The sequence below is a fragment of the Helicobacter sp. T3_23-1056 genome (assembly GCF_053654535.1).
On the sequence record NZ_JBSIUU010000001.1, the window covers coordinates 138,051 to 159,812 of the forward strand.

Annotated in this window: 16 protein-coding genes; all 16 read right to left on the bottom strand. The window is 41.4% G+C overall.

Annotated features, from left to right (window positions below):
- Positions 1-78: 78 nt before the first annotated feature.
- Positions 79-3,069, bottom strand: coding sequence for a TonB-dependent receptor (locus ACWIUO_RS00695; RefSeq protein WP_454176029.1), 2,991 nt, complete (start codon positions 3,067-3,069; stop codon positions 79-81).
- Positions 3,002-3,172, bottom strand: a complete 171-nt coding sequence (locus tag ACWIUO_RS00700; protein ID WP_454176030.1) for a hypothetical protein — start codon at positions 3,170-3,172, stop codon at positions 3,002-3,004. The genes ACWIUO_RS00695 and ACWIUO_RS00700 overlap by 68 nt, the downstream gene beginning before the upstream one ends.
- A gap of 453 nt (positions 3,173-3,625) precedes the next feature.
- Positions 3,626-3,802: a hypothetical protein gene (locus tag ACWIUO_RS00705; RefSeq protein WP_454176031.1), complete on the bottom strand. Its 177-nt coding sequence runs from the start codon at positions 3,800-3,802 to the stop codon at positions 3,626-3,628.
- Complete coding sequence (locus ACWIUO_RS00710; protein ID WP_454176032.1) at positions 3,765-3,902, bottom strand: hypothetical protein; 138 nt, start codon at positions 3,900-3,902, stop codon at positions 3,765-3,767. The genes ACWIUO_RS00705 and ACWIUO_RS00710 overlap by 38 nt, the downstream gene beginning before the upstream one ends.
- A gap of 691 nt (positions 3,903-4,593) precedes the next feature.
- Positions 4,594-7,449 carry a hypothetical protein gene (locus ACWIUO_RS00715; RefSeq protein WP_454176033.1) on the bottom strand — a complete coding sequence of 952 codons (2,856 nt, stop codon included), beginning with the start codon at positions 7,447-7,449 and terminating at the stop codon, positions 4,594-4,596.
- A gap of 287 nt (positions 7,450-7,736) precedes the next feature.
- On the bottom strand, positions 7,737-11,102 hold the full coding sequence (gene mfd / locus ACWIUO_RS00720; RefSeq protein WP_454176034.1) for a transcription-repair coupling factor: 3,366 nt from the start codon (positions 11,100-11,102) through the stop codon (positions 7,737-7,739).
- Positions 11,080-11,487 (bottom strand): bactofilin family protein, encoded by a 408-nt coding sequence (locus tag ACWIUO_RS00725; protein ID WP_454176035.1) that lies wholly within the window; start codon positions 11,485-11,487, stop codon positions 11,080-11,082. The genes mfd and ACWIUO_RS00725 overlap by 23 nt, the downstream gene beginning before the upstream one ends.
- Positions 11,445-12,335 carry a M23 family metallopeptidase gene (locus ACWIUO_RS00730; RefSeq protein ID WP_454176036.1) on the bottom strand — a complete coding sequence of 297 codons (891 nt, stop codon included), beginning with the start codon at positions 12,333-12,335 and terminating at the stop codon, positions 11,445-11,447. Before ACWIUO_RS00730 ends, ACWIUO_RS00725 begins: the two co-directional genes overlap by 43 nt.
- Before the next feature lie 72 nt (positions 12,336-12,407).
- Positions 12,408-13,370 carry a M23 family metallopeptidase gene (locus ACWIUO_RS00735; RefSeq protein WP_454176037.1) on the bottom strand — a complete coding sequence of 321 codons (963 nt, stop codon included), beginning with the start codon at positions 13,368-13,370 and terminating at the stop codon, positions 12,408-12,410.
- Positions 13,357-14,835 (bottom strand): hypothetical protein, encoded by a 1,479-nt coding sequence (locus tag ACWIUO_RS00740; protein WP_454176038.1) that lies wholly within the window; start codon positions 14,833-14,835, stop codon positions 13,357-13,359. The genes ACWIUO_RS00735 and ACWIUO_RS00740 overlap by 14 nt, the downstream gene beginning before the upstream one ends.
- A 3-nt stretch (positions 14,836-14,838) precedes the next feature.
- The gene (gene lptE / locus ACWIUO_RS00745; protein ID WP_454176039.1) at positions 14,839-15,363 is read right to left on the bottom strand and encodes an LPS assembly lipoprotein LptE; all 525 of its coding nucleotides are present in this window, start codon (positions 15,361-15,363) and stop codon (positions 14,839-14,841) included.
- Between the two features lie 66 nt (positions 15,364-15,429).
- Entirely contained in the window at positions 15,430-18,081 is a 2,652-nt protein-coding gene (leuS, locus tag ACWIUO_RS00750) for a leucine--tRNA ligase (protein ID WP_454176040.1), read from the bottom strand.
- 23 nt (positions 18,082-18,104) lie between these two features.
- Complete coding sequence (locus tag ACWIUO_RS00755) at positions 18,105-18,446, bottom strand: DUF6394 family protein (RefSeq protein ID WP_454173251.1); 342 nt, start codon at positions 18,444-18,446, stop codon at positions 18,105-18,107.
- A gap of 261 nt (positions 18,447-18,707) precedes the next feature.
- A complete protein-coding gene (gene secF / locus ACWIUO_RS00760; protein WP_454176041.1) occupies positions 18,708-19,691 on the bottom strand; it encodes a protein translocase subunit SecF in 984 nt (327 codons plus the stop codon).
- A 30-nt stretch (positions 19,692-19,721) separates the two neighbouring features.
- A complete protein-coding gene (gene secD, locus ACWIUO_RS00765; RefSeq protein ID WP_454176042.1) occupies positions 19,722-21,425 on the bottom strand; it encodes a protein translocase subunit SecD in 1,704 nt (567 codons plus the stop codon).
- A gap of 15 nt (positions 21,426-21,440) precedes the next feature.
- Positions 21,441-21,755: a preprotein translocase subunit YajC gene (gene yajC, locus ACWIUO_RS00770; protein ID WP_454176043.1), complete on the bottom strand. Its 315-nt coding sequence runs from the start codon at positions 21,753-21,755 to the stop codon at positions 21,441-21,443.
- Positions 21,756-21,762 lie beyond the last annotated feature (7 nt).

Consider the following 21,762-nt stretch of genomic DNA (forward strand, 5'->3'; position numbering starts at 1 on the left):
TTTATGACATTTTAGAGCGTTTTTAGGGTGTTTTATGATTTTTTATTGCATTTTATGGTGTTTTATTGCTTGTTATGGCTAAAACTCATATTTAAGCGTCAAATAATAGTTTCTCCCCTCGCCCGCTAGATAAGTCCTCGTATTTCCTATAGTAGAGCTTGCTTGATACGCCACATAAAAGCTATCATATAGATTTCTAACCCCCGCACTTACGCTAAACCCACCATAGCCATAAGTTAGCCCAATATCCCCTAGCACATATCCGCCTTTATTCATCACTGCGTAGTTATTATCCACTGATTGCCCATAATAGCTGTTGTTATAAAATACATTTAGCCTATGTTTGCCAACTTTTATAGCTTGCAAATTGGCTAGAATGCTTACTTTTGTAAGAGGCACATAAGGGATTTGCTTGCCCTCTTGGCTTGCATCGCTTGCAGCTATGGTATTGTGAAAATTAGCGGTATTGTCCCTGCCTTTTAGCACATTAGAATAATTCACATTGATAGATTCTTGCAATGTCAAAATCTCACCAAATAATCTTTGCCTGCCGACAAACTCAAATCCAAATCGTTGCGTCTCGCCTAGATTGTAAAAATTTCGCACGGCGGTTTGGTAGATATAGCGGATTTCATTGAAACTATGCGTATAATACGCACTCATCATAATGCTAGAAAATCTAAACTCATCTCTCCACCCTATCTCACCTGTGAAATACTGCTCTGGCTTTATATTTGCATTGGCAAGCTCTTTTGTGTTTGTGCTTTGGCTAACCGCATTTACGATTTGGGCGACACTAGGGCTGATAAAACCTACTTCGCCTTTGGCATAGACGCTACCACTCTCGCCATAATGAAACGCTGGGGTTAGCTCAAATGCGTAGTTTGCTTTGGTGTCTTTTTGCGTGGCGGTTTGCGTGATAAAACTAAAATTTTGCGAAAAATCCGTAACTGCCGTGCGACTCACATCATAATGCACCACTTCGCCCCTAGCCCCGCCTGTGAGTGAGAAATATTTACTCGGCATAAAAGAATCTAGCACATATAGCGCGCCACTATACCTAACCCCGCCTCTTTTATCGCTACTTCCGCTATTTGCTTGGCTGATTTCGACATTATTATCTAGCCCTACAAATAGCTTATTAGATTTTGTGCTATGCTTGATTTTGGCAAAAAGCCCCGTATTGTGCGTGCTATTTGTCCCTGTGATATTTGCACCCGCACTAGATGGGTCCCCTGCAATATCGGGAAACAAAAAATCGCTAAACGAATAAAAAGCAAGCGCGCTAAATTGCAATGATTCTCTAAAATCTGCGATATATTTTAGCGATGCGTTTCCTAAATCCTGCTCCACCATTCCATTTGAAGTGGCTTGCGTGGGCGTGGCATATCGCTCTGCTTTCATTTGGGATATGGATTTTTCTTGCGTGCCTGTGCTAAATTTATTATTATATCCTGCAAAAAATTGATAGGATTTTGAATAATTCGCACTAAAATCTAGCCTATGTTTATTGTTGATTTGATAGTAGGTTTGCAAAGAAGCGTAGGCATTTTTGGTGTATTCACTTGGACGCAAGCCGTTTTTGTAGGCATAGCTAGCATTTGCGCTCAAAAACACTTTGTCTTTGATTTTTGCCCCTCCGCCCACGCTTGCTTTGCCACTCAAGGCATTTTTTGCCTCATAGGCAATGCCCTCCAAACTAACCCTAGCATAATCTTTACTCGGCTTTTTAGTAACGATATTTACCACGCCCCCACGCGTGCCACTGCCATATAGCACAGCCCCTCCACCGGGCAAAACCTCGATAGATTCTATGTCGTTAATATCCACAAGATTAAAAGGATTTGTCCCATTTAGCGCAAAGCCATTTCGGCTCGCACCATAGCCTGTGTCATTTGGATTGATTGGCGCACCGTTGATAAAGATTTTTATAGATTTTGAAGCATCTAGTCCCTGTCCGCGAATATCGATTTGACTTTGTCCATTTGCAGCGGGGGTAAGCGTGATGGAGGGCTGGTGCTGCAAGGCTTGCTCTAAATTTGTGTAGCCCTTTTGTTGCAAATCGTTTTTGTCTATGATGATGACATTTTTTGATTCTGTGTCTAGGATATTATCGCGTGGCTGGATTTTTGGCGCACTTGCCGTTACTTTGCCTAAATCTTTTGCTTGCAGTTGCTCATACTCTTGGTTAGAATGTGTTTGGGTAGAATCAATTTGTATAGATTCTGCTGCGGTTTTTGTAAAATCTATTTGCACAAAATCCGTGCGGATAGAATCTATTTGGGCTAGTTTTATGTATTTTTGTGGGTTTGTGTTGTTGCTAGACGCTGTGGGTTTTATATTGTATATTCCCTCCATTGTTGCCTTATCATTTTTTATTTCCCCCTCCCTTGCGGAGGGGGCTAGGGGGTGGGTAGATTTGTCATTGCAAGAATTTGTGAAATATTTAACCCAATAAGGATTTCCGTCATCGCGAGAATCTGCGTTAGCGGATTTGTAGCAATCCACCCTCCCATCGTCATTGCGAGATTCTGCGCGTAGCGTAGAATCGTGGCAATCTATTTTATTAGATTTGTCAAAAGTGTGTTTTGCACATTGTGGATATAGATTTTGCTTGCATAGCTGCGCCCACTCGCGCTTGTGCGCTAAATCGCCACTTCGTAGCTGTGGGCTTGTGCCACGCTCACTGCGTTCGCTCGCAATGACAGAAATAGAGTCATTGTCTGTAATGACGGAGTTTTTGTCATATTGAGCGCGTGAGCGCGAAATATCTCTATTTACCTTTTTAGATTTTGAGATACTTCGGGCTACGCCCTCAGTATGACAAGGATTTTTAGCGTAAGAAAAGTTGCCGTCATTAAAAGAATTTACATTGTCGTCATTGCGAGATTCTGCAACTTTGTTAAAAGTTGCAGAATCGTGGCAATCTATTTTTTCTGTCGCGTTTTTTGTCGTGGATTGCCACGCGTTGCGTTGCAATGGTCGCAATGATGATTTGTAGCTAGAAAGATTTTGTGCGGGAGTTACTCTCTCTCTCTCTCTCTCTCTCGTTATTAGCCAAAATCGCATTAGCAGATAGATTTTGGCAAAGCAATGAAAAACAAATCGCTGAAATTTTTAGCGACACATTCGCCTTATTTTTGTTTGCTATTTTTGCAATATTTACACACATTTTATGTTCCTCTGACAGATAGATTTATGTATTATCAAAAGCGATTTTTATTTTGCTTTGATAAAACGCGGGGGATTATAATACAAAAAAGTAAAAATGCGCGTAATTCTCATAAAAGTCTTAAAATGCTTGTTTAATAAGAAAATTTTATTGTTTTATTGTGGGGGTTATTTTGGATTTTGCAGGTTTTTACAGATTTGTAGATTTTGCAGGTTTCAAAAATAATTTGTTATTGCGATAATTTGTGCAATATTTAGCCCAATAAGGATTAGAATCTAGGTTTTTTATCAAAAAGACTAAAATCGTGGCAATCTATCCCTATAAAATGCCAAAAAACACGCTTTTGGCAAAAACTAATAATAGATTGCCACGCAAGTCTTACGACTTGCTCGCAATGACGGAATTTTCTTTGTCATATTGAGGCTTTGTTTTTGGCTTGTCATATTGAGCGCGTTAGCGCGAAATATCTCTACTTACATTTTTAGATTTTGAGATACTTCGGGCTACGCCCTCAGTATGACAAGAGTTTTTAGCGTAAGAAAAGTTGCCGTCATTGAAAAAATTTACATTGTCATCATTGTGAGAATTTGCGCTAGCAGATTCGTGGCAATCTATGTTTTTCTGTTGCATTTTTTGTCGTGGATTGCCACGCGTTGCGTTGCAACGGTCGTAATGACGGGATATTTCGGCTAAAACCCTTAGTATGACAAGAGGATAGATTGCCACGCATTAGATTTTGCAAAAATGCAGAATCTAATTGCTCGCAATGACGGAGGCGGAATCATTGTTTGCAATGACAAGATATTGAGGCTTTAAAAAGCCAAAGTATGAGAATTTTTTTTGCTTGTGATTTTCCACGCAAATGCTAATGTATTTGCTTGCAATGACGATGCGGGGGAATAACGCAAAAATTCACAAAAAATAAAAAAATCACAAAATATAAAAACACTCCGCAAAATACCACAAAACCTTACAAAATATAAACAACTCCGCAAAACAACGCAAAAACTCACAAATAAAAAACTCTGCAAAATAATGCAAAAATTCACAAAAAGTATAAAAAATTATAAAAAATAAAAAAAATTCACAACATAAAAAACCTCACAAAATATAAAACGCTCCGCAAAATACCACAAAACTTCACAAAATCTCAAAAACTATGCAAAAACTACACAAAAACTCACAAATAAACAACTCCGCAAAACAACGCAAAATACCACAAAACAAAATTTTGCCACCTAAAGTAAAACCACCCAAATTCAACCAAATTCACCCAAAACCAACTAAAACCACCAAATCTAACTAAAATCTATCTAAATCTACCCAAATCTACCCAAATTCAAAACCACCAAATCCACCTAAATTCGCCTAAAGCCAACTCAAAGCCACCTAAAAGCTACCCAAATCCAACTAAAATCCATCTAAAACCAATGCGAAAAGCGTAGAGAAAATGCCGTGCTTACGCCATTGCTAGCCTTAGGGCTAAATCCTGCAAAAAATACCCCCGTGTAGTTTAGGCTTAGCTCGCTATTTTTCTTTATCACCCATATCGCGCTCAAATCCACATTTGCATACAGCGGGGGTAGGGCGATAACTTGTGTGTCGGGATTGCTCGCGTAAGAGAAGCTAGCTTTGTTTAGATTGTGGAAAATATTATATTTCGCGCCGATTGTCGCACTTGTCTTAAAGCTATTTTTCCAGCTTTTATAGTATTTCACGCTCGCACTTACCATAGGGAAATGCCAAAAATGCGTCTTGTAGATTTCATTTGTAGGCTCTATCTCAAATCCATTTAGGCTTAGCATATCATAGCTTAGCCCGATTTCAGGGGATATGTATGAGTTTTTCTTTGGGAAAAATGCCGTGATTCCACCGCGTATATCTACCCCTGCGGAGTAGGCAAGTGGTCTAAATTGTTGCGTAGAGCCAAGTGCTACAAAGGATAGATTTGGTGATTCTATGCTTCCGTGCAGGCTAGATTTTATGTAGTATTCGGCGGGCTTTTGGCTAAAAGAATAGGTTTTAAATAGATTTATCCCTGCTTGGAGGCTGTTTGTTTGGATTGTGATATTTGTGGTGGGGAGTTTTGTATCTAGGTTTGCGTATTCATAGCCTAGATAGCCACCTAGCACGCCTTTGCCTTGCAGGTTTTTTTGGATTCCCACGATTGCGCCTCCTGCCCACTCTGTCGTGCTAGAGGTGCTAGCTCCTAGCGTGGTGCTATGTGCACCATAAGGCAGGATAAACGCTCGCTTGTTTCGCTCGCTTTCATAGGATATAAACATTTTATCAAGCTGGTCGATTAGCTCGTAGTTGTTATAGCCTTTTTGTAGGTTTATCCCCTTGCTTTGTCGCAGGGTGTTTTTGGCTAGTTTATCACGCACTTTGTCTAGCTGCTTTTGGTCGCGCTTTTTTTGCTTGGCGTATTTGGAGCTACGACTTGTTAGACGAGTCATATCATCTTTTAGGATTTTATATTCGGCTTCTTGCTCTAGCTTGTAGCTCGCGCGAAAGCTCTTTGTCGTCATAGAATCCAATATATTTTGTGTCATTATGTAGCGGCGCATATATTGCAAAGTGATACTGCGCAGTATGCTAGCACCATAGCTTGTGCTGACATCGGGAGATAGGGAAAATCCTTGTTTGGCTGGTTTATCTTTTTCGTCTTCATTTTCTGTTGTGCTTCTATTGTGCCGTATGTGTAGCCCCGGTGCGGCTACTACATTTGTATCGTTAAACTTATTATCTCCCTTGTCATTTGTAACGATAGAATTATACGCATAGACTTTATCTCTTTGTCCATTTTGCGCTAGGCTTACGGTTACTTTGCCTGTTATGTTGGTTATGGTGGGTCCTTGCGCGCTTATATATAGGTGCTCTTTGTTGTTGTATTTGGTAGTGTCGTTGTCTTTATTCCAATTTTCTGCCGTGCTAGCTAGGCGGATAGAAAAATTATTTAGATTTAGGCTATTTATCGTGCCTGCGCCTGATATTTGTCCTAGTGAACCACCATTTAGATTTAGGTTGCCTAATGTGCCTCCATCTACTTTTAGAGTGATAAGGCTAGAATCCACATCTATATTGATATTACCTATATTACCTATACTTCCATTTTTACCTAATGTTAATGTATTTATCCTGCCACCTCTACTTAGGCTTATTGTGGTTATATCTCCGCCATCATTAGCGATAGTCCCCACATATCCACTTACGCTTATGCTACCTATTGTTCCGCCATTTTTTTTAAGTTTGTTTAGTGTCCCACCACTATTTATGTTAAAAGTGTTGATATACGCTCCATTATTCATTGTTATAGTATCGATTTTACCACCATTATTTATGCTTAGTAGATTGATAAGTCCGCCATTCATCGTAAAAGTATTGATTCTGCCACCTTGCTCTACTCGTAAATCATTGATATTTCCTGTATTTGTTAGTGTGTTTATTGTGCCATAGATTAGCGTATGCGTCCTAATCCAACCGTTATTTGTAAGATTTATTATCGTTGCAGGTGATTGGACGATTAAAGAAGCTCCGCTTTCAAAGCCTTGAGATAGCCCACCACCGCCTGCAAAACCCGCATTTAGCTCGCCATCTTGCTCTATGGTAAAATTTTGTGTAGTGCCTGAGCGAAAATTAAATCCACCAAATTTGCCCGTAAAGTATTGGATAGTATTTGGGCGATTTTGTCTTTTTAGCGTGATTGATTGCATATTGCTATCTACTACGACAAACTCTGCCCAATTATTTGACACGGCACTTATATATGAAGCATTGTTAGGTTTAGTAACCCAAGTGGTAGAACCTGTGAGTCTATAATATAGCGCATTGCCTGTTAGCTGTATGCGATATGGACTATTTAGTAGTTGATTTCCGCTAACATTTGGTTGTTGCCATTCTGTGATAAGTCCTGCAAACGCAAAATGCGCAAAACTCGCGGGGAATAGCAAAAGTAAGATATATTTTGAGAAGTTGCTAGATTTTGTTGTGCTAGGTTTTGTGTTGGCGTTATTTGTTTTTGGGGTTATTTTTTGTGTGGGATTTGAGGTAGGTTTTGAAGTAAATCTTGCAAAAGAGAATCTATTTGCAAAAAGTGGCGTTATTTGAAAAAAATATGCAAATCTAGCTAGATTTGCATATTTTTTATGTGGTTGCCCCCCCCCCCTTAAGATTTTTGTAGTATTTATGGTATTTGTAGCGTTTGTCATTTGTCGTCCTTTTTTATGTGGCGTTGTGCCTATCATAGCGATGCCTACAAAGCGGCAATGCGTATCCAAAATCAAATCCTAGTAAAAAAGTAAATGTATTATAAATAATTTTAGATTAAAAAAGTTTTAAGCCACAAAAAAATTTTTTGGGAATGTTAGAAAATGTGGATTTTGAATAAAACGCTTTGTATCGCACACGATAAAAAACTACGCAAAGCAAACATAAAAAAAGCAAAAATAAGCAACGCAAAATAAACTACAAAAAAAGCAAAAAATAAAATCCCCTGCAAAAAAACTACAAAATCCTTTGCAAAAGATTTTGTAGTTTTTTTGCGTGTGGCGTTTTGCCGTGTTGATTACGCTTGGCGCAAAAATACCAAAATACTCTCTAGCACATCATCATCATCTTTGCTTGGGGATTTTAGCGAAATCTTGCGACTAGATTGCGATAAATCTGCGCTAGAATCCATAGATTTGGTAGAATCACTAGATTTTATAGATTCTCTAAACTCCACTTGGATATTTTGCTCATAGTGCAAAATCTTTGCCACGCCCTTATTTTTTGCCAAAATCTTTATCACAATGAGTTGCAAAAAAGCCCTACTCATCTCATCTAGCCTGCCAAATCTATCCTCTATCTCACGCTCAATCTCTGCCACCTCGCCTACTTCCTCGCATAGCGATAGCCTGCGATATATTTCTAGTCGCAATCTATCGCTAGGGATTAGCTCGGGGTTTAGATACGCGCTGACATTTAGTCGCAGCTCCACGCCTTTTTTCTCGTCCTCATCGATTTTGCCTCCGCTTAGCGCGTTTATGGCTTCTTCTAGCATTTTTAGATAGAGACTAAGCCCGATATTTTTGATATGTCCGCTTTGGGATTCTCCAAGTAGATTCCCACCACCGCGAATCTCCAAATCGTGGTAAGCGATACTTGCCCCACTGCCTAAGTAAGAGTTGCGTTCTAGGGCTAGAAGTCGCTTTGTGGCTTCTTTAGTTATGGATTCTATGCCTTCTATCAAAAAATAGCAAAATCCCTCTTTGTCCCCTCGCCCCACTCGTCCTCGTAGCTGGTGCAAATCCGCTAGCCCAAATCTATCCGCACCATCGATTATGATTGTGTTTGCGTTGGGGAGGTGGATACCTGACTCGACAATGGCGGTGCAAAGCAAAATGTGGTATTTTTTTAGCAAAAAATCGCGCATTATTTCTTCTGTGTCATTTGCGCTGATTTGTGAGTGCAAAACCGCTATGGCTAAATGCGGGAAAATCCCCTCTAGCTCGGATTTTAGAGATGGGATTTGTGCGATATTGTTATGCACATAAAAGACTTGCCCACCGCGTCTTATTTCGCGGTTTATGATTTCTTTTAGCAGGGCATCGCTTTTGGTTTTGATAAATGTGCGCGAATCTTTGCGCTCTTTTGGGGGGATTTCTAAGCGGGATAGTCCTTTGATTTTAGAGAGTGCCATATTTAGCGTGCGCGGGATTGGCGTGGCTGACATACTTAGGATATGCGCGTTTTTGCAGATTTTTTTTAGCCCCTCTTTTTGCTTTACGCCAAATTTATGCTCTTCATCAATCACCACAAGCCCCAGCCTCTCAAACTCCGCGCCAAACGCGCTATGCGTGCCGATAAGCACATCGATTTGCCCATTTTTGCACGCGCTTAAAACCTCGCGCTTTTGCTTTGTGCTGCAAAATCTATCAAGCCTAGCGACTTTTATCCCAAGCGGACTAAGCCTAGAATCTAGCGAGGCAAAATGCTGGGAAGCAAGCAAGGTCGTAGGCACGATAAATGCGGACTGAAAGCCACTTTTTTGCACGGCAAAAATCGCATTCATCGCTACTTCTGTCTTGCCAAACCCCACATCACCGCTTAAAAGCCTATCCATCACTACGCCACTTGCCAAATCTTTGTAGATTTCATCTATGGCGTTTTCTTGGTCTAGGGTTAGCGTAAAACCGCTTGAATGTCTAAAAAGGGCTAATTCTGGGTTTTTGGTATCGATGGCTATGCCTTTGGTAAGATTGCGCGTAGCGGCTAGTTTGATGATAGAATCTGCTAGTTCAAAAAGTTTGATTCTAGCTTTTTGCTTGAGTTTGGCAAAGCTACCTTTGCCCAGCCTATCGACAATGGGAAGTGAGCCACTAGAGGCGATATATCGCTCTATCAAATGCAGATTTTCCACAGGCAAAAATAATTTATCCTCGCCTTGATAATCAATCGCTATAAAATCTCGCACCGCACCTAAAATCCTATCTTGCACGATTCCGCGAAAAATCCCTATGCCATACTCGCTATGCACGACATATTCGCCGATATTTAGCTCATCTAGTTGGAGTTTGGGCTTTTTGCGGGTCTTGGTATGGGTTTGGGCGGGATTTAGGCTTAGGATTATTTCACTTGGCGTGGCACAATGCACGGTCGCATTTATAGGTAAAATCTCTATATGTTGATTTATGCTTTTTAGCTCATCGATATTTAGCGCGCTTAGTATCGCCTCGCTATCGCAAAGAAGCGTGATTTTTTTATGCGCATTATGCGTGATGATGGGGGCTAAAGAGGCTGGATAAAAATCTATATCCGTGTAGTCATTGGCATATTTTAGGCAGGGCAGAGTAGATTTTGCGCTATGCCAAAAGTTATCCAAATCTTTTCGCACGCTCAATATTTCAGCTAGCTCATTTAGGGCATTTGGCGTGAAAATGGAGCTAAATTTTTGTGGCAGGATAAAAGAATCTAATCCCGCTTTGCCTAAAAACCAAAGTCCGCAAGATAAAATGTCTTTACTAAAAATACTACTAAAATTATCGCTAGAATCATTTGGCGTATCGTTTGCCACTGCTTCATCTATGCTCTCTTGCAGTGCGCTAAACTCGCTAGAATCTAGCGCAAAAAGTGCGGGAGGAATATTGATAGATTTTAGGTTTGTGTCTTTTTCGCTTAGCTGTGTAGCACAATCAAATACGCGAATATCCTCGCACTCATCATCAAAAAAACTAATGCGATAAGGACGCGCTAAAGGCGGATAAATATCAATAATATCGCCTCTAAAGCTAGCCTCCCCCTCCATTTCGATTACTTCTACCGCCTCATAGCCATAGCAAACTAGCCTAGATTTTAGCTCTTCTAAATCATAGCGTTGCCCGACTTCTATGGCAAAGTGTTGCAAATATTTATGTGCAGGCAGGGCATAAAGTAGCGAATAAATCGGCGCAATAAGTAGCGTATCCTTCCTCTCATAAAAATCACGCAACACCGCTAAAATCTGCAAAAACTCCGTATAAAAACTGCGCAAATCCTCGTTTTTGCCAAATCTAGCTTCAGGCAAAAGCAGTGGCACAGGTGGCAAGATAGTGGCAAAATCTTGTTTAAGATTTTGGGATTTTAGATTTTGCGTGGGGGGTGCAAGTGGATTTTGGGTTAGATTTTGGGATTTGCTTGTTTGATTTTGAAGTGGGTTTTGAAGTGGATTTTGGGTTGGATTTTGCGTGGGATTAGGATTTTTGGAGGTGGATTTTGTGGTGGTTGTCGCGCTAGTGTGTGCTAGATTTTGGCAAGCGTTGTTTGGCTTGTCTTGGCTAGATTTGTGCTGTGCGTTTGCGTGCGCAAATCTAGCTAGCTCAAAAGCCTGCCTTGCCTCTTTTTCATCAGCGACAAGGAGGATTCTATACGCGAAAGGGTTTTTTAAGTGTTTATACAGATTTGCTTGTAGCATTTTTTGTAGCTGTTTGCATACCTTTTAGTTTGCTCTCTCCTATAAACACGCCTTTTTTCTCAATGACTAATTCAGTGGAGGTTATCACCCCTTCAAATCGCCCTTGAGATAAAATCTCTACCGTGTCGCTCTCAGTTAGCCCTTTTAGTTTGCCACTTACGACAAGTTTGTTTGCATAAATCTCGCCATCTACTTGTCCGCTTTTGCCTATCATCACGGTGTTTTTAGAATCGATTTTGCCCTCAAACTCGCCATCAATATGCAAATGGCAATCTGTGGTAATATTGCCTTTTATGCGTGTGCCTTGCGCTATGATGGTAGCTGCGCCAGCTTTTTGGGCTGCTATTCCATTAGATTGTTTATCGTCGCTAGTAAAGATTGCCATTCGATGCTCCTTTCTTTGGTAAAGATAAAATCAAAGTTTTTCATATCCCACTGCACGAAATTCATCGGCTGTATGGGATTGTCCAAAAACCTGACTTCATAATGCAAATGCGGTCCTGTGCTCACACCTGTGTTGCCTGTTTTGGCGATGAGTTGTCCTTTTTTGACAAAAGTGCCTGCCTCAATCAGCACAGAGCTTAAATGTGCATAATATGTTTTAAACCCAAATGAATGGGTAATTTTGACTAATTTTCCATATCCGCCATTGTATCCACTATCTGCAAAATCTACCACGCCATCAGCCGTAGCATATACTGCAGTCCCAATCGGTGCGGCTAAATCTAGCCCTGTGTGTTGCTTCCACTCGCCAATCAAAGGGTGAAATCTAGGTCCAAAAGCCCCCGCAAGTCCAAAAAAATTGCCACCTAAAGGATTGCCATTTGGGATAAATTTCATAAAAAATGCTTTTTGCGCTCCTGTGATACTTGCGACATTTATGCGCTCTAAAAGCTCTTCATTAGGCACATTATTTACGCCGATTTGCTCCTCTAGGTTGCCTACTTTGTCGCTTGCTATGGTGATTTCTTCCATTCGTTGGTTTATTTCTTCATAAAGTGCTGCATTTCCTAAAAGCATTGTTTCATTGCGCTCTTTTATGAGTGAAGTTTTTTCGTCAATATTGCGAACTTCAGCGCGAAAAACCCCCAAAGAAATAGCGATAAAAAACGCCCCACTTAAAAAAAAGAGTAGCACATATAGGGATAATTGACGGAAAAATATGCTGACATTGATAAATTTTGAGCCGTCCTTGCTCGTTATCATTAGCACAAGTCGTTCATCAAAATTCATTGTTTATCTTTTTTTGTTGGTCGCTAGATTTTGGTATTTTATTGCGGGGTTTATGGATTTTGTAGCGGAAAGTTATTGATGAGTGCGCTTCGTAGAATCTATCTTTTGAGTGGCGGAGCTTATGCGAAATTTTTGCAATTTAGCGATGTCTTCCATAGCCCATACTAAGTTTTTCCAATCGATTCCGTCTTTTTTGTGAAACACGACTTCAAAATTATCTATACTCCATTCGGCATACGCGCTAGGATTTAAGCGATTGCTTAAAAAGCTAATCTCATAGTATAGTTTGTCGCCATTGCTTCTACCGCTAGAGCCACTATATCCGATTAGTTGTCCTTTTTGGACAAAATCGCCCTTTTTGATTACGACAGAATCTAAATGCGCATAAAGAGAGCTAAACCCAAAAGAATGCGTAAGCCTAATCACATTACCAAAACTCGTTACCCCGTGCTCTTGCACAAGCACGACTACGCCATCAGCTGTGGCATATACGGGGGTTTTTTTCTCAGCCATATAGTCCATTCCCCCCTCTGCACCGCCTATATCGCCTAGTGGGTGGTATTTATTGTTGGTAGTTGGGATTTTTGAGCGGAAATTTTTAATAGGGTCGCCATTTGGGATAAGGCTTAAAAGAAGTTGTTTTTGCGTATCGCTAAGATTTTCTAAATCTACTTTTGTGATTTGTGCTACTTGCTGTGGTTTTGCGCTATGAGATTTTTGCAAACTCATAATATCTTCTAATTTGCCGATTTTAGAATTTACCGCGCTTAGCTCATCGGTTTTTTTGCGTATGAGGTTTTTTAGCACGGCATTTTTTTGGTAGATGGAGTGATATTCGGCTATGGCAGAATCTTTTTGTTTAGCGATACTATTGATTTGGTGCATAAGTAAATTCATCGCTAAAAAGCTAACCAAAAACAGCACCGCCACCACGCACAAAGCTATCAAAATGAGTTTTTTGACATTGCGAGGCAGGGCAAACTGCCTAGAGCCTTTTTCATCGACAATAGAAACCACTAATTTATCTTGCAACATTATAAAACTCCATAAATTTTTTTACCACGCTAAATGAGCCAAACACGACACATAGCATATTTGGATTTTCCTTTATTTTTTCTATGTTTTTTATAAAATCTGATTCTGCAAAATCCGCATATTTTATGCCAAGACTTTGGAGAATCTCTATGAGTTTATCTTTGGGGAGGATTCTACTATGGCACACTTCCAAAATCAAAAGCCTATCAATGACAGGTTTTAATATCCCCAAAATCGTTCTTGCATCTTTGTCAAAGAATGTATTATACACCAAAATAACGCGTTTTTGTTTAACAATTTGTAAAATAGAGTGCGCACAATGGGCATTATGCCCGACATCTACTAAAATATTTGGCGTGATATATTGCGCCCTAAAAGGCAAATCAAACTTGCCTAAAGTGCCAAAATCAACGCTTATGCCGATAGATTCTAATGCCTTGTATGCGACAAAAAGATTTTGTTTTAAAAATGGGGCTAGATTTTTAGCATAGTGGCTAAAATGCGGTGGAAAATCTAAATTTTTTGCAAAACTTTTTGCAAAATCTACATTGTTTTCTAAATGATTTTTTGCATTTTGTTCTGCAATATTTTTTACGCAAAGTAGCGTTGCACCTTTTTGTGTGGCGATTTTTTGTGCGATGGTTTTGACTTCTTTGTAGGCTTGCGGGGCTAATATTACGCGCTTGCTCATCGCTTTTAGCTTTGTGGTAGCGATGGCTTTGATACTGCTTCCAAGCATATCTTGATGGTCAAAAGAAATAGGCGTAAAAATGCTTAAATCCGCACTTAGCACACTCGTGCTATCAAACTCCCCGCCAAGCCCCGCTTCACAGACAAAAAAATCACAATCCTTTGCCAAATACAATGCCAAAAATGTCGCGTATTCAAAATAGCTAGATTCTTGCACGATAGGGAATCTCTGCAACCACAAATGCGCGTTTTCTAGCTCGCTATGAGTGGCGATTCTGTGTTGGTTAGAATCTCGCGCGCTAGATTTTGCAAATGTTGCCTTCGCGCTAGATTTTGCACCACAATCCTTAAAATTCTCAAAATCCTTAAAATCCGCGCAAGATTGCATATTTGCCATATAAAATCGCTCATTAAAATCAAATAAATGTGGCGAGGTAAAATGCAGGACTTTATAGCCATTTTGCGCTAGCCCAAGCGTGATAAATCGCCCCGTGCTACCCTTGCCATTTGTCCCTAAAATGTGGATAATAAAGGGCTTGTCTTTTTTTGCGTGGGCTAATGCCAAGCAAGCCTTTGGGTGGCTAAAATTATGGGCTTTTTTAGCTTGATTTGGTGGCAAATCTGCCTGCTTAGATTGTTGTTTGGATTCTCTACTTTGCTTGTATAGATTCTCTAAATGAGGCTGTAAGAGCGCGTAGATTCTATGCACTCTTTGCGTGTCAAATGGCGCGTATTCCGCCCCCTTTTTTGCCAAAAAAGTATCCAAATCCTCCATAATCTATTTCATCTGCCCCTCATACGCCATCATCGCTACAAACGCATCAATCGTCTGCAAAAACGCCTGATTTATCGCATAATATCGATTATTGTAAGTTGTGAGAGGGTTATCTAGCGAGATATTGTAGTCAAAATATCCGCTATTTTTTACGCTCCGTTTGTTGCCTTTTTTGTCATCATAAGTGTAGGTGGTAAATACGCTCACGCGGTAATAAGTCGCAAAAGCATCGCTACTTACGGCTATATGCGTATCGGTGATTTTGTCTATGTCTATGATGATGGTGCTATCGCTATCATCTGCGTTTGCGATTTTGTTTTGGAAGCGTGAGATTATGACTTTGTTAAACTCATCTTTTAAATCCACCGAATTTTCGGGGTTTGGCAAATTGATATTGAGCTTGACAAATACGCTATTTCCCAATGCTTTTTGGGCAAAAACGCTTGAAGGCACATAGCCACAGCCACTTAGCAAAAACACCGCACAAACCAAAGACACACAAAAACATAGTGAATATTTGCTAGTCATTTGATACTCTTTTTGCTTTTTAGATTTTACTTTTTTGCTTGATTGCGCTATTTTACACCCATTTTTCTAGCCAACTACAAAATTTACTAGCTTATTTGGCACAAGGATTTCTTTTTTGATTGTGGCATTTTCTAGCCATTTTTGCGTAGCCTGCTTTGCAAGGGACAAAATCTCTTCCTTGCTAGATTCTGCATTTATGGTAATCTCTGCGCGTTTTTTGCCATTTATGGTGATTGCAAGAGTGATTTGGCTAACCTCCAACGCCGTTTTGTCAATGGCAATGGGCGCGAAATTTTTGCGATTAAAGAGTTCCTCGCTAAGCTCCCACGCGATATGCGGGATAATCGGCTCTAAAATATTGAGTAAAATAAAATACCCCTCCGTCCAAATATCTCGCCAAATATCTTGCCAAATATCGCTATTTTGCGCATTTTGCTCGCTTTGTGCGTCTTTGCTCGCTTTGTTTTTCTCACTAGATTGCGCGCTAGATTCTGCTACGCTTAGGGCGTTTAGTGCTTCCATACACGCTGCGATGACCGTGTTAAAGGCATAGCCATTTGCGCGTTTTTCAAAGAGCGCGTTGCTTTTTTGCAACGCCTCATAGACTTTTTTTCGCGCATTTTTTTGCGCTTCATTAAGCTTAGTAGAATCAATGTTTGGCAACGCATTGCATTTTTTTGCGTATTTTGCCCGCTCATAGAGCCTGCGGATAAAGCGATATGAGCCCTCCACCGCGCTATCATTCCACTCTAGCTCTCGCACAGGCGGTGCGGCAAATAGCACAAAAAGCCTCGCACTATCCGCGCCATATTGCTGTATAAGCGCGTTTGGGTCGACCACATTGCCTTTAGATTTACTCATTTTCGCGCCATCTTTTAGCACCATACCTTGCGTGAGTAAGTTTGCAAAAGGCTCATCAATCTCCACATAGCCCAAATCGCGCAACACTTTGGTGAAAAATCGCGCATACAGCAAGTGCAAAATCGCGTGCTCGATACCGCCGATATACTCATCGACATTGAGCCAATATTTGAGCGATTTCTCATCAAACGCGGACTTTTCCCATAGCTCGCGTGGCGTGGTGTAGCGCAAAAAATACCAGCTAGATTCCACAAAAGTATCCATCGTATCGCTCTCTCTCAACGCCTTTGCACCGCATTTGGGGCAGGTGCAATGCTTCCATAAATCGTGCTTATCAAGCGGATTGCCCTCGCCATCGATTATAATATCATCGGGCAGGGTTATGGGGAGATTTTCTATCTTTTCAGGCACGATTCCGCATTTTTCGCAATGCACCATAGGGATAGGCGCACCCCAATACCGCTGACGCGACACGCCCCAATCGCGCAGTTTATAGTTGGTTACGCCCTTGCCTAGATTTTGCGCTTCAAAATGCGCGATGATTTTGGCGCGTGCTTGCTCGCTACTAAGCCCGCTAAACTCGCCAGAATCTAGCAAAATCCCATCATTTACAAAGGCTTGCGTTATATCGCTTGTTTTGTCCGCGCTATCGCTAAAATCTGCTTTAAATTCTGAATCTTTGCCATTGCTTTGCGCCACCACGCGTTTTATAGGCAGGGCATATTTTTTAGCAAACTCAAAATCCCTCTCATCGTGCGCGGGCACAGCCATCACCGCACCGCTTCCATATTCGATTAGCACATAGTTTGCCACCCATAAAGGCAGTCTTTGCCCTGTGAGTGGGTGGAGTAGCTCTAATCCCAAGTCAAAGCCGATTTTCTCCGCACTTGCGCGCGCTCGCTCGCTTGTGTTTTGCATCGCTTTGATTGCCTCGCAAATCTTAGAATCAAGCAATCCTAGCTCTAGTACACGCTTGACTATGGCGTGCTCGGGGGCAAGCGCGCAATAAGTAACGCCATAAATGGTATCAGGACGCGTGGTAAAGACGCTAATTTTAGAATCTAGAGCACTAGATTCTAGCCCTAATCGCGCTAATGAAGCACTATCTAGCGCGAAATCAAACTCCAACCCGCGCGATTTGCCTATCCAATTTTTTTGCATTGTAATGACTTGATTTGCCCAATGCCCCTCTAAGCCCTCCAAATCGCGCAACAATTCCTCCGCATACGCCGTGATTTTCATATAGTATTGACTCATTTCTTTTTGCACCACAGGCGTATCGCACCGCCAGCATTTGCCGTCAATGACTTGCTCATTTGCAAGCACGGTTTTATCATTAGGACACCAATTCAAAAACGCTTCTTTGCGATAGATAAGCCCCTTTTGCCACATTTGGATAAAAAATTCCTGCTCAAAGCGCGTATAAATGGGGTCGCTTGTGGCAAACTCACGCTCACGCGAAAAGCTAAGCCCCAAAGATTCTAGCTCGGCTCTCATCGTATCGATATTTTCATAAGTCCATTTTTTGGGGTGGATTTTGTGCTTGATAGCGGCGTTTTCCGCAGGCATACCAAAGCTATCCCAGCCCATAGGGTGCAGCACATTGTAGCCCATTTTGCGATAGTGGCGAGCCAGAGCGTCCCCTATGCAGTAGTTTCGCACATGCCCCATATGGATTCTCCCGCTTGGGTAGGGGAGCATTGAGAGGATATATTTTTTGGGTAGAGTGAAATTAACTTTAGGTTGGGCGTTATTAGAATCTGTGCTAGATTGCGTGTGGATTGGCTCAAAGCAGGCATTTTTTTGCCAAAACTCCTGCCATTTTTTTTCGATAATTTTGGGATTATAATCTTGCATTATGTTGCCTTATGTAGATTTTGCTAGTAGTCATTGTCTTGCTTTTGCGCGCTTTCTATAAATAGCAGGATTAGCGAAAAGATATTTGCCATCATCGCGCCGATGACAAAGACATAGGCAAGTTTTTCATTGTGCAAGACTTGGAGTATGCCAAAAGCGGGCAAAAGATGAAAATCCGCCACAATCGAGCTAGCAAACAGCTCAGATGATAATCGCTTGCGAACGCCGATTTTTAGCGTGGTGGCGATGAGGTTTAGCGCGACTGCTACAAAGAGTATCGCCACATCGGGCGCAAATAAAAATCCAGCTGTCGAAGTGGCACTGCTTAGGGTGAAGAATATGAAAATGATTTTGCCCCAGTCCATTGTTGCTCCTTTTTTGTGTTTATATGGGATTTAGGAAATTCGCCTTTTGGTAGTCATTTTTGTGAAATACCCCAAATGCTAGAATTTAGATTTTAGAAACGCTACGATTTTTTAAACAAAATCCAAATTCTAGCATTTGTGGTATTGCTTGTGTAGTTTTTTGCATTTTGATACAAGGTTAGCGCGTCTAAAGCGTGCCTGCCTTGTGGCAAAATGCAAAATCTATGCAATGACTACCCAAAGGCGAATTTCATAAAAAAGCTATACGCGTCCTCCTTCATATTGCGCCCGCATTCTAGCCCTCTCCTGCGCCCTTTTTGCTTTCATCATTTCTTTTTTATGATAATCCTCAATATTAAACCCTAGCAAAATCGCTAGTTTTGGTGCGACATACATCGAGCTATAAGTCCCAACGATGACCCCCACAAGCATAGGCAAAGAAAATCCCACAATAATCCCGCCACCAAAAAGATACAAAGTCAGCACCACAAAAAACACCGTGAGCGAAGTCAAAAGCGTGCGCGATAGCGTGTGTGAAATGGCTTCATTGATGACTAGCTTAATATCATTTGTTTTGTCTGTTAGCATTTTTTCGCGGATTCTATCAAAGATAATGATAGTGTCATTTATAGAGTAGCCAATGAGCGTGAGAAGCGCGGCTACCACTTCTAAATTTAAATCAATCTCAAATACAATCACGCTTGCCGCAGTCAAAATCACATCGTGGATAAGGGCTAGTATCCCAGCAAGCGCAAATCTCCACTCATAGCGAAAACTCACATACACCATCATCGCTACAAATGCCATAAGCAACGATATGATGCCTTTTTGGCGCAGTTCATCTCCTACTTGCGCTCCCACAGAATCTAGCTTGCGTATCTCAAACTCCCCTCCACTCTCTTTGCTAGGGGCTAGCAGAGTCTCTAAAATCGGGGCGATATTTGCACCCTCTAATGCGTCATTATGCGGGATTTTGATAGAAATCTCTTGGGCAGAATCAAACTCACTAACGCGAACCCCCTTGAAGCGAGAATCTGCCTCAAGCAAGGTGCGCACCTGCTCTATGGTCGCGACTTTTTCATAGCGCACCTGTCCTGCGCTCCCCCCTGCAAAATCAATCCCTGCATTAAAGCCTTTGAAAAACAGCAGGGCAAATGCCGCTAATAGCAAAAATGTGCTTGCGATAATGCCGTAGTTTGAATATTTGACAAAATCATAAACTTTGATTTTTTTAAACATTTCCATTTTTATGCCTTTTTGCTTATTTTCTATGTTTTATTTTGTGTGATTATGTCGCGCTAGATTTTGGGTTTTCGTGTTTTTTGTTTTCGTTTCTTGTGTTTTTGCAATCTCTGCTTTGAGAGGTTGCATTTTTGTAGGATAGCTTACCCCAAACCAAAATCCCATTTTTGCACTTTTGCTAAGTCGCGGGAGTAATGCTTGATAAACGCCCTGTGTGCCGATAATCGCCGTGATAATAGAGGCTAAAATCCCTATCCCTGTGGTAATTGCAAAGCCTTTTATCGCGCCCGTGCCATAGGCATAGAGTAGCACGGAGGCGATAAGTGAGGTAATGTTTGAGTCAAAAATCGCCCTAGAGGCATTTACATAGCCGATTTGTATCGCTCGGGCTATGCCCTCACCTGCGCGAAGCCCCTCTCTTATGCGCTCATTTATGATGATATTTGCATCGACTGCGACACCCACGGTTAGCACGATACCAGCCATACCGGGCAAAGTCAAAGTCGCTTCAAAAATCGCCATTACAGCGATGATTAACGCTAGATTTACAATCAATGCGACTGAAGCTATCACGCCAGCCATACTATAATACACTATCATAAATCCAACCACCAGCACAAACCCCCCTATAAGCGCAATCATAGATGAGCGAATCGAATCCGCACCAAGACTTGGTCCCACGCTCCGTTTTTCTAGCACGGCTAGCGGGGCAGGGAGAGCGCCAGAGCGAAGCGTGATAGCCAAATCTGTGGCTTCTTCAGGGGTAAAGCTACCTGTGATTTGCCCGCTAGAGCTTATGCGCGCTTGTATGGTGGGGGCGGAGTAGATTTTATTATCTAGCACGATTGCCATTCGTTTGCCGATACTTGCACCAGAAAAATCCGCAAACCGCTTTGCCCCCGCAGAATTTAGCTCAAACGCTACGGCTGGGCGATTGTTTTCATCATAGGCTACGCGCGCATTGCTTATCATCGAGCCATCTAAAATCGGCACGGCTTTTAGCAGTAGTTTTGGTAGGGAATTTGGATTTACTTTTTGATAAGATTGCGCTTCTTTGGTGCTTTCTGCATATTCCAAAATCACATCTCCCAAACCTTGCGCCTCTACTTCGCTCATAGATTCTACGCGTGAGTTGCTACCCTCATCAACAGCCATTAGTTGCAAAAATGACGCCTTTGAGATGAGGTTTCGCACGCGCTCTTCTTGGGCGATATTTTCTTGTCCGGGGATTTCTACCAAAATATTATCCCTGCCTTGACGCGTTACGCTTGGCTCGGCTAGTCCAAATTCATTCAAACGATTGCGAATCGTGGCGATGGCTTGCTCTAAGGCTTGATTTCGCACTTCTTGCTGCTCTTCAGGGCTCATCGCTATGGTATAGTGCAAATCGCTAGAATCCACCTTTATCCCGCGCATCGAGCCTAAAATATCATTTAGCCCGCTTACATCATCGCTATCGATTAAATCAAATTCCACGCTAGAATCTAATGCTTGAAGGGAGTTTAGCAAAATATCTTTTTGCCCAGCTTCATATTCTATGCCAGAGGCTAGAGAGGCATAGCGCGATTTGATAGCCTCATCTGTATCTACGCCCAAAAGTAGATTTAGCCCCCCTTGCAAATCAAGCCCAAGCGTAATCTTTGGTCCCTTTGTATCAAAAAAGCTAGGCACACAAAACACCACGCCAAACACAATAGCAACGATAAAAACCAAAAGTCTAGGATTGTTGATTTTCATAATGTGTGCTTAAAACTATGCTTTTGCTGTGTTTTTGCTAGAATCATTTTGCAGAGTTTCATCGACTTTGAAAGAAACAAAATCTTTTGAAAGCCTAGCCGTGCTATCATCGCTTAGTCGCACGGTAAAAAATGTATCCTCCACTTTTATCACTTCGCAGACAAAGCCACCTGTGGATACGATTTTATCGCCTTTTTTGAGGGATTCTATCATTTCTTTGTGTCGCTTTGCCTGCGTCCTTTGCGGGCGAATCAGCAAAAAATAAAACACCGCAAAAAGCACGATAAATGGAATCAACGCCTGAAAAATCTCACCAAAATTACTACCCATTTTTTAT